The organism is Caldanaerovirga acetigignens, assembly GCF_900142995.1.
Classification (GTDB): domain Bacteria; phylum Bacillota; class Thermosediminibacteria; order Thermosediminibacterales; family Thermosediminibacteraceae; genus Fervidicola; species Fervidicola acetigignens.
Genome location: NZ_FRCR01000010.1, coordinates 74,743 through 83,990 on the forward strand (window position 1 = coordinate 74,743; position 9,248 = coordinate 83,990).

General features: G+C 46.3%; 8 protein-coding genes and 2 rRNA genes. 6 read left to right on the forward strand and 4 right to left on the reverse strand.

Features of this window, described 5'->3' with window-relative positions; all coding sequences use genetic code 11:
- Together BUB66_RS08790 and BUB66_RS08795 are read right to left on the reverse strand one after the other, a co-directional pair.
- On the reverse strand, nucleotides 1-1,242 hold the full coding sequence (locus BUB66_RS08790) for an efflux RND transporter periplasmic adaptor subunit (protein WP_073257650.1): 1,242 nt from the start codon (nucleotides 1,240-1,242) through the stop codon (nucleotides 1-3).
- A gap of 160 nt (nucleotides 1,243-1,402) precedes the next feature.
- Nucleotides 1,403-1,723 (reverse strand): HEPN domain-containing protein, encoded by a 321-nt coding sequence (locus BUB66_RS08795; RefSeq protein ID WP_206744211.1) that lies wholly within the window; start codon nucleotides 1,721-1,723, stop codon nucleotides 1,403-1,405.
- 232 nt (nucleotides 1,724-1,955) lie between these two features.
- On the opposite strand from BUB66_RS08795, the gene BUB66_RS08800 reads away from it, so the two are divergent.
- The 6 genes from BUB66_RS08800 (at nucleotide 1,956) to BUB66_RS08825 (ending at nucleotide 8,520) form a co-directional block, all read left to right on the forward strand.
- A complete protein-coding gene (locus BUB66_RS08800; RefSeq protein ID WP_073257652.1) occupies nucleotides 1,956-2,642 on the forward strand; it encodes a response regulator transcription factor in 687 nt (228 codons plus the stop codon).
- Complete coding sequence (locus tag BUB66_RS08805) at nucleotides 2,639-4,207, forward strand: sensor histidine kinase (RefSeq protein ID WP_073257654.1); 1,569 nt, start codon at nucleotides 2,639-2,641, stop codon at nucleotides 4,205-4,207. Before BUB66_RS08800 ends, BUB66_RS08805 begins: the two co-directional genes overlap by 4 nt.
- A gap of 108 nt (nucleotides 4,208-4,315) precedes the next feature.
- Nucleotides 4,316-4,960 (forward strand): hypothetical protein, encoded by a 645-nt coding sequence (locus tag BUB66_RS08810; protein ID WP_073257656.1) that lies wholly within the window; start codon nucleotides 4,316-4,318, stop codon nucleotides 4,958-4,960.
- A 31-nt stretch (nucleotides 4,961-4,991) separates the two neighbouring features.
- Entirely contained in the window at nucleotides 4,992-6,647 is a 1,656-nt protein-coding gene (locus BUB66_RS08815; RefSeq protein WP_084098946.1) for an efflux RND transporter periplasmic adaptor subunit, read from the forward strand.
- A 17-nt stretch (nucleotides 6,648-6,664) separates the two neighbouring features.
- Entirely contained in the window at nucleotides 6,665-7,345 is a 681-nt protein-coding gene (locus tag BUB66_RS08820; RefSeq protein WP_073257660.1) for an ABC transporter ATP-binding protein, read from the forward strand.
- On the forward strand, nucleotides 7,345-8,520 hold the full coding sequence (locus BUB66_RS08825; RefSeq protein ID WP_073257662.1) for an ABC transporter permease: 1,176 nt from the start codon (nucleotides 7,345-7,347) through the stop codon (nucleotides 8,518-8,520). Before BUB66_RS08820 ends, BUB66_RS08825 begins: the two co-directional genes overlap by 1 nt.
- Before the next feature lie 307 nt (nucleotides 8,521-8,827).
- Here the strand turns inward: BUB66_RS08825 and rrf are convergent.
- Both rrf and BUB66_RS08835 read right to left on the reverse strand, forming a co-directional pair.
- Nucleotides 8,828-8,942 (reverse strand): 5S ribosomal RNA (gene rrf / locus BUB66_RS08830).
- 64 nt (nucleotides 8,943-9,006) lie between these two features.
- A 23S ribosomal RNA gene (locus BUB66_RS08835) occupies nucleotides 9,007-9,248 on the reverse strand; the annotation flags it as partial.

Sequence of the window (9,248 nt, forward strand, 5' to 3'; positions counted from 1 at the left end):
TCATTCCCCCCTAACAACCACTTCGACAAGCGAGCCGTCCTCAAGGTATTCCTGTCCTTCAACCACCACAGTCAAGCCTTCCTTAAGTCCTTCTTTAATAATTGTGTAGCCTTCCACTGTCGGACCCACCGCTACCTCATTGGCTTTAGCTCTATTTTGTTCTATAGTGTATACTATTTTTTTGTCTTCCTTATTTAAAACGCACTCCTCCGGGACTGCCAGTACATTCTCGTAAGTTATAACCGCGATTTTTACCCTCGCAAACATCCCGGGCTTTAAGTCCGACGGCGGGTTTTCTATCCTCAACTCCACCGGATATAGCCCGGTCTTTATGTCCTTATAAGGGCTGGCGCTCGTAACTGTAGCCTTCAAAGTAGCACCAATAGAGTCAACTGAAACTTCTGCGGTCTGCCCTACTTTTACCGAATTGATCACATCTTCGGTCACGTTTATCTTGACAAAAAAGCTCCCCGTATCGCCCACTACAGCGACTATAGACCCAGGGCTTATAAACTGGCCTACTTTTGCGTCTACACTCCCGATTGTGCCATCTACCGGAGAAGTTACAAGGGTATTTTCAAGGGCGCTTTGCGCCGCAGAAAGAGCCGCTCTTGCCTGCTCAACCTGAGATTTTGTCGCAGCCAATGTCTCGGGCATGGTGCTTGCCTTGGTGAGTTCAAGCTGCTCTTTTGCCGATTCGTACTGCTCCTTCGTCACATTATACTGAAGCTGTATCGCCTCAAAGTCCTTTTGGGATACCGCCCCTTCTTCGTAGAGCTTCTTCATCCGCTCGTAGTTTTGAGATACATTTTTATAATTCTCCTCAGCCTGTTTTACAGAAGACTCAAGTCTTTTGAGTTCCTGGTCGAGCTGGGCCTTGGTCCTATTGTAATTCGCCTCTGCCGCGTCGTATGCAGCCCTTGCCTGCTGCACTTGCGAAATCACATCTTTTTCATCAAGCTTTACCAGCACCTGCCCCGCCCTTACCTTGTCGCCGGCCTTAACCAGCACTTCTTTTATTTTCCCTGCCATCTTCGCAGTCACTACCACCTGCCCTTTTGCCTCGACGGTTCCGGTGAAATACCGGTATTCCGAAAGATTCCTGGCAGAAAGGCTTTCTACTCTTACCGGGACGGCCTTTTTTTCTTCAGCCGATTCACTAGCCTTTCTGCCACAACCTCCTACCAGCAATAGCGCAATGATACAAATAAGGACTGGAAATACTTTTTTCTTATCCAGCACCGTACCACCCTCTCTCCAAAATTGACCGACCGGTCGGTCTACATAGGATAATGTTACCACACGTTATGTCCATTTTCAATAACTAACGGCTATCCTTTCAACAAAAATACCGCTTTTAAGTCGAAAAAAAACTAGACTTAAAAGCGGTTTTACAAAGCGTTCACACAGATTTCTGAAGAATAACCTTTTCTGCAGCCTCTATAACTGTTTGAAGGTCATTATATGCTTTTTCTGCATCTTCCATCGTATACTCTTGTGTTGGTATAAAGTCAACATCACCATAAAAGGAAAATTCTATTTCTTTTCTGAGCCATTTGGAAATGGATGCAAGCTCGTCAACTTTATCAGCAACTTCTTTTTTTGCTCCCATCTTTTTGAGTTTCGAGGAAAATTCCTGCAAAAACCGAGTAAAAAAGCCTTCCCTGTCAAAAAGTATCAATGCGTCATCTATCATATCGAGGAAAAGGAGACTCCCTGCCATAACTTCTTCAGGCGTCTTACGTCTTTTTAAAACTTTCGATAAGCATTATTATCAACTTCCTTGCATACCAATTTTGTTACCACTATTATATCAACCATAAGTTTACAAATAAAGGAGCATAGTCAAAAAATTCGTTATTTGTAATTTCGAAGGCAGATACAAAGAGGAATTCACATCAATAAAATAGAATTCTTCCTCCAACAATAAAAAGCGATCGCGGAGGGGAATTACATTGAAGCAAAAGAGCATCCTCATAGTGGAAGACGATGTAAAAATAAGAATGCTCCTGAGGGATTTTCTCGAAAGGGAGGGCTTTAAAGTCCTGGAATCCCCGAACGGAAGGCACGCCCTGGAAACCTTCGAAAAGCTAAAAAAAGAGATAGACCTTATCATCCTCGACATAATGCTCCCGGAAATCGACGGGTGGACCGTCTGCCGAAACATCCGGAAAATTTCTTCAGTCCCCATCGTAATGCTCACCGCCCGCTCGGAGGATGCCGACGAAATCCTGGGCCTTGAACTGGGGGCCGACGACTACGTGAAAAAGCCCGTAAAGCCCACCACGCTTATCGCCCGGATAAAGGCAATATTACGGCGCATCGAAAACGGAGAAGAAATAAAGAACCGCCTCTCATTCGAAGGCATAGAAATAGACGAGGACTCCTATAAAGTAACAGTTGACGGGAACGAAATCATACTCAGTCCAAAAGAATTTTCCCTCCTCCTCATCCTTGTAAAAAACAAGGGAAAGATAATTTCCAGAGAGCAACTGCTCGATGCGGTATGGGGCGTTGACTACGAAGGAGGCCTTCGCACGGTAGACACCCATATAAACCGGCTAAGAAGTAAATTGGGCAAATATTCCTGCGCCATTGAAACTGTGCGGGGATTCGGCTACAGATTTGGGGGGTCACGATGAAAAAGGAAATCTCCGTAAGATACAGGCTCTTCATCCTCATAGTTTCGATAGTATTCATAGCCAATTTATTACAATATGTCGCAAACGCTTTTTTTGCGGAAAAATATTACATTTATCGCAAAAAGCAAGTACTTTTTGATACCGCAAAAGAACTGGTCGCCCTCATGCAGGAAAACAAAGGGTCCCTCGCATTTGACGACGAAACTTTGATATACAAGATTTCCACCCTGGAAAAGTCCATCGGCGGCGCAATATTTATAGGAAAGATAGACGGCACGATATTCTACCCCTCAAGGCCTGACCGCAATATTGTTCAAAGGCCTGCCATCATCTTTAATCCCTTTTTCAACCCCGAGGAAAAGCAAGATGAAAATAAAAGCCAGGGAACCGATAGGCTGCCGAGGCCTCCCATGATAAGGATAAAATACCTCCAGCCAAACCCAGACGGCTCATACTTTATAATCACCAAAGACCCGAATTTTAAAATCGACACCCTGCGGTATCAGAAAATCCTTGAAGACGGAACCGTCATCCTCGTTTGGATACCTATGGCATCCATAAAAGAAAGCGTGGCAATTTCCAGCAGGTTTGCCGTGACAATAGGCATTATCGCGGCACTTTTGTCTGGAATTTGGGCCCTCCTTGCCGCCCAGAGGTTTACAAAGCCCATTCTTGAGATGAGCAAAATAGCAAAAAGAATGGCAAACCTCGACTTTTCAAGAAAAATAACAGTAAATTCCAGCGATGAGATTGGACAGCTTGCAGGAAGCATAAACCACCTTTCCGAAAAACTGAGCCAGGCCATAAATGAGCTTAACGAAAAAAACCGGCGATTAAAAGAAGACATAGACAAGGAAAAGAAACTGGAAAAGATGCGCCGGGAATTCGTATCCAGCGTATCTCATGAACTCAAAACTCCCCTTTTTTTGATCCAGGGTTACGCCGAGGCCATAAAGGAAAACATAGCCGAAGACGAACAAAAGAGGAATTTCTACCTGGACGTAATTATAGAAGAGACGCAGAAAATGGACAAACTGGTGAAAGGCCTCCTGGAGCTTTCTCAGTTCGAGGCAGGTATGGCCAAAATTAAAAAGGTAAGCTTCGATGTATCTAAGCTGATATATAAGATTGCTTCAAAATACGAACCCATTGCGAGAGAAATGGAAGTAGGTATGGCTGTCGAATGCGAAGAAAACCTCCTAGCCCTAGCCGACCCTGAAAGGATTGAACAAGTCTTAATAAACTTCATAAATAACGCATTGGAGCACTTGGACGAAAGGAGGGTCTTAAAAATCAAGGCGGAAAAAGCTGGAGGGAAAATAAGGGTGTCCGTTTACAATTCAGGTGCACCTATCCCCGAATCATCCATGGACAAGATATGGCAGACTTTCTACAAGGTAGACAAAGCGAGGACCCGTGAGATCGGAGGGTCGGGTATAGGACTTGCCGTAGTAAAAGCAATAATGGAGGCGCACGGCGGATCTTATGGGGTAGCTAATGCCGAAGGCGGCGTGGAGTTCTGGATAGAAATCGAAGAAGCAGGGGGTGACTTCACAATTTCTTAACAAAACCCACAAAATTTTTTAAAAAAAGTGTGACATTACCGTGAAGTTGGACGCCTACAATAAAATCGCAGTAAAAAACAAAGTAAAAAATAAAAAGGAGGAAACGGCATGAACAAAAAGATAAAAGCTTTCATCGGCTCGGCACTCATAGGGGGAATGCTGTTAGGTGCGGGCAACCTGGTCTTTGCCCAGAACACCGGAGATACCAGCGCCGATAGCAGCAAGGCTGCCGTAGTTGAACAAGCCCCTTTTAAGGGAGGATTTCGCCACGGCAAAAAGGGCCCCGGCATGTTTCTGAAGGAAGATATCCTGTCAGAACTTGCGGAAAAAGGTATAATAAGCAGCGAGCAGGTTGAAAAGGTCAAGGAATACGTTGAACAAAAAATGGAACAGGAAAGGCAGCAAATACAGCAGCAAAGAAGGCAGCAAATAGAAGAGGCCCTGCAAAAGCTGGTAGAAAGCGGCACAATAACTTCGGAGAAAAAGGATAAGATACTTGCGTACTTAGACGAAAAGGAAGCACAAAGGCAGCAAGAAATGGAAAAAATTAAAAATATGACTGAAGAAGAGAGGAAGGCCTATTTCGAGGAAAAGAAGAGTTCCCTGCAAAAGCGCAGCAAGTACTTTATGCTCCAAGAACTAGTCGACAAAGGAATACTGACCGAAGACGAAGCAAAAGCAGTAATGCAGGCTATTCACCCAGCAAAAAGGCCGGTTCCGAATACTTCGACTTCCAGCTCTGTAGAAAGTTAATTTTAGGCCCCTTCCTTGGGGAGGGGCTTTTTTGATATTTTATCGCGGAGGTGTTGCCGTGAATCCGAAAAAGGTCATCGCCATAATTCTCATCCTGGCTGGGGCAGCCGGGGCGTATTATTTTTTCTATGCTAAAAATAAGGCAAAAAATACGTCAGCCGCCGTCCAGTTCCTCACCGCCCGGGTGGAAAGAGGGGATATAACTGATAGCATAAAAGGGAGCGGAACCATACAGCCCTACCAGCTTCTTGAGCTCAACCCGAGGGGGAGCGGTACCGTAGAAAAAGTCTACGTAAAGGCAGGAGATAAAGTAAAGGCAGGCGACCCGCTCCTCGTCCTCTACAATAGATCAACTGACCTTGCCCTCGAGAAGGCAAGAATAAACCTTTCCATCCAGCAGGACAATCTAAATAAGGCTCTGTCGAACCTGGAAAAGGCCGAAATAAAAGCTCCACAGCGGGGAATAGTTACGGAAATCACAGTCAAAAAAGGAGACAACATCTCAAAAGGAACTACCGTTGCAAAGCTCAGGCTAAACCCTGGAAAGACCATAATAAAAGCGCCGTTTAATGCGGCTCAGATAAAAGATGTAAAAATAGGCGATAAGGCAGAAGTTCTCTTTTTAGATTTCCTTTTCAAGAAAGAAGGCATCGTAACGGATATATCTGAAAAAGGTAAGCTCAAATCCACCGGAGCGGTATACTATTACGCCACCATCGAAATCGACGGCGAATACTACGTAGAAGGGGCGGAAACTTTAGTCGACGTGACTTTAAATACGAGAGACGGCGTGCAGAAAGCAGTAGAAGCTGTAGCCTTGGAAGCTCCGGAAGAAATAGAAGTAAAGTCTGAAGCAGCGGGAACCGTGTCCGCAATCTATGTAAAAGAAGACCAGACGGTGAGCGCCGGGGCGAAGCTTGTCAGTTTAGACTCCGAAGAACTAAAAGAAAGCGTAGAAAACGCAAGGAGGTCCTTGGAACAGGCAAAGCTGGATTTAGAAGAAAAAGAGCTTGCAAAAAATGAACTCGTATACACCGCCCCATTTGACGGAACTATAGTCGAGGTCAACGTCAGCGAAGGGGAGGAGCTCGTACAGTCAAGCAGCCAAAGCTCCAGCAAGCCTTTGATAATCCTCGCCGACTACTCAAAAATGAAGGTAGTGATATCGGTCGATGAACTCGACGCGGTGAAGATAAAAGAGGGTATGCCAGTGAAAATTACATCCGACGCCTTCCCCGGCAAGTCCTGGCAGGGCACAGTCGAAAATGTGGCCGAAATCGGGACTTCTTCTAATGATGTCTCGACCTTTGACGTCACGATAGTCACCTCCTCCATCGAGGAACTAAAGGCCGGGATGACGGTCACTGCAGAAATTATAGTTCAGTCCAAGGAAGACACTTTGATACTTCCCGCCAGCGCCATCCGCGAAGCAAATGGAAGGACATTCGTATTATTGCGTGAAAAAGAAGGCGAGGCTAATGGCCAGAGCCGCCGCCAGAACATGAAAGAAGTAAAGCTTGGCATAAAGACCAGCGAGTACGTAGAAATTTTGGAAGGCTTAAGTGAAGGTGATGAAGTAATAATACCCACAACATCCGCATCAGGCCAGAGTAATAGACAGGGCAACACGGGTGGTTTTCGCTTTGATCTAGTACCAGGCGGCCCTCCGTCCGGTCCCAGACGGTGAGAAAGAGGGGGGCTTTAATGATTGAACTCATCAATATCAACAAATCTTACGGAAGAGGAAAAAACGAACTTCAAATATTGAAGGATATAAACCTGAAGATAGACGAGGGCGAATACGTGGCTGTAGTCGGGCCGTCGGGCTCGGGGAAGACCACCCTGATGAATATAATTGGCATGATAGACGTCCCAACTTCCGGTGAATACCTGTTCGAGGGAAAGCTTGTGTCAAAACTGGCGGAACGGGAACTAGCGAGGATAAGAAACAGGAAAATAGGCTTTGTCTTCCAGAGTTTCAACCTCATACCAGAGCTCAATGCTCTTGAAAATGTTGAGCTCCCGATGATATACGCGGGTATGAAGCCTACAGACAGAAAAAAGAGAGCTGCCGAGCTTCTTTCCCTCATGGGACTATCCGACAGATTGTCGCATAAGCCTTCCGAACTTTCCGGGGGCCAGCAGCAGAGGGTAGCCATTGCAAGGGCCCTTGCCACCGACCCTCCTATCATCCTTGCCGACGAACCCACAGGAAACCTGGATTCCAAGTCGGGCTCGGACGTGATGGACACTTTAGAATCCCTAAATTCAAAGGGAAAGACCGTAATACTCATAACCCATGACCGGGAAATAGCTTCTCGGGCAAGGCGAAGGATAGAAATACGAGATGGAAAGATAATCCGCGACGAAAGGGCGGGATTCTGATGTCTTTTTTTGCACACACTGCAATGGCACTTCGAAGCATAAGCCGCAAAAAAATGCGGTCTTTACTCACAATGCTCGGAGTTATAATCGGCGTTGCATCCGTCATCACCCTAGTCGCTATAACCCAGGGCACCGCTTCCAGGATAGAAGAAAGCATCAAAAGCCTTGGCGCCAATCTAATCGGTATCAACATTACCGGGAGAGGCCCTGAAGGCTCTTTGTCTTACGACGAATTTGAAAAGCTCGCATCGAATAACCCCTATATAACCGCTGCCGCACCGGTATCGAGTACTAGGTTGAAAGCTATCTACAAAGGCGAGGACCTGGACGTGAATTTAATAGGCACTACTGCTGAATATCCAGAAGTCCGAAATCTCACCGTCGCCCGGGGGAGATTTTTTACCAAAAGCGAAGTCGATGAGCGAAGGAGCGTGGCGGTAATTGGCAATGCTGTAGCTGAAGAATTGTTCCCCGGCGAAAATCCGCTTGGAAAAGAACTGAGGGTTAAAAACCGCATTTTCGAAATAATCGGAGTCCTCGCCTCCCAGGGGAGCACGGTCAGCGGCTCCGAAGACGAAGTTATCTACGTCCCGATAACTGTGTCGCGCACGCTCACGGGCTCAAGCGGTATAAGGCAAGTTTTCATGCAGGCAAAGTCCGCCGAGACCGTACAGCTTGCAATCAACCACGCGACAGCCGAGCTTCTAAAAAAGTTTAAAAACGATGAAGATAGCTTCAGGATATTCGACCAGACGCAGATGCTTGCTACTGTGCAGGAGACCACAGGAGCCATGTCCGCAATGCTTGGAGGGATAGCAGCCATTTCCCTTCTCGTAGGCGGCATAGGCATAATGAACATAATGCTGGTCTCGGTAACCGAAAGAACCAGAGAAATCGGAATAAGAAAGGCATTAGGAGCAACGAGGAGCGACATAATGACCCAATTTCTCATAGAATCCATCATCCTGAGCGGCTCCGGAGGAGCCATAGGCGTGCTTACCGGCTTTGCCGCCGCCTCGGTGCTCAGCAGGACGTTAAACGTAAGCGTAAAATTTTCGCCGCCCTTTATTTTGATCGCATTTAGCTTTTCTTTAATAGTAGGGGTATTCTTCGGCCTTTATCCCGCAAGCCGCGCATCCGCTCTTAATCCGGTAGAGGCATTGAGATACGAATAAGGGATATAAAAAAGATTTACGGCACGCAGGCCAGTTAAAGAGGACCAATCAAACGCAAACCAGAATTCTATCTCTCTCGAATATATTAAGCCTGGCGATATAGTAGAAGTGTGTTATAGTAATAATAAAGGCGGCCTTTAAAGGCCGCTTCTTCCTATTTTAGTATTTAGACATTTCTTTATTCTTTAGTATTTAAACATTTTATTATTCTATATACGTCATATAATTTAAGGATAGTTTTCCTGTCTTAGATTATCGTCCTGCAACTCATTTTATCACAGTTACTTTCACAACAAAAAACAAAAGATTTCGGCAGCGTCCTACTCTCCCGGGGAATACTCCCCAGTACCATCGGCGCTGGAGGGCTTAACCTGTGTGTTCGAAATGGCTACCGGTGTTTCCCCTCCGCTATGGCCACCGAAATCTTCTTTCCCTATTCTATTCCTTCCCCTGCACCCTCAAAATCACACAGCGGGTATGCTCCACTTGGTCAAGCCCTCGACTCATTAGTACCGGTCGGCTCAAGGCCTCACAACCCTTACACCCCCGGCCTATCTACCTGGTCGTCTCCCAGGTGTCTTACCCCCTCTTCAGGGTGGGATACCTTATCTTGGGGCAGGCTTCGCACTTAGATGCCTTCAGTGCTTATCCCTCCCGGACTTGGCTACCCAGCTGTGCCCTTGGCAGAACAACTGGTACACCATCGGTCCGTCCACCCCGGTCCTCTC

Bases quoted from the DNA above. Each gene is read 5' to 3' on its own strand.
- BUB66_RS08795 (WP_206744211.1), bottom strand. From the start codon at position 1,723: ATGGCAGGGAGTCTCCTTTTCCTCGATATGATAGATGACGCATTGATA.
- BUB66_RS08805 (WP_073257654.1), top strand. From the start codon at position 2,639: ATGAAAAAGGAAATCTCCGTAAGATACAGGCTCTTCATCCTCATAGTT.
- BUB66_RS08810 (WP_073257656.1), top strand. From the start codon at position 4,316: ATGAACAAAAAGATAAAAGCTTTCATCGGCTCGGCACTCATAGGGGGA.
- BUB66_RS08820 (WP_073257660.1), top strand. From the start codon at position 6,665: ATGATTGAACTCATCAATATCAACAAATCTTACGGAAGAGGAAAAAAC.
- BUB66_RS08825 (WP_073257662.1), top strand. From the start codon at position 7,345: ATGTCTTTTTTTGCACACACTGCAATGGCACTTCGAAGCATAAGCCGC.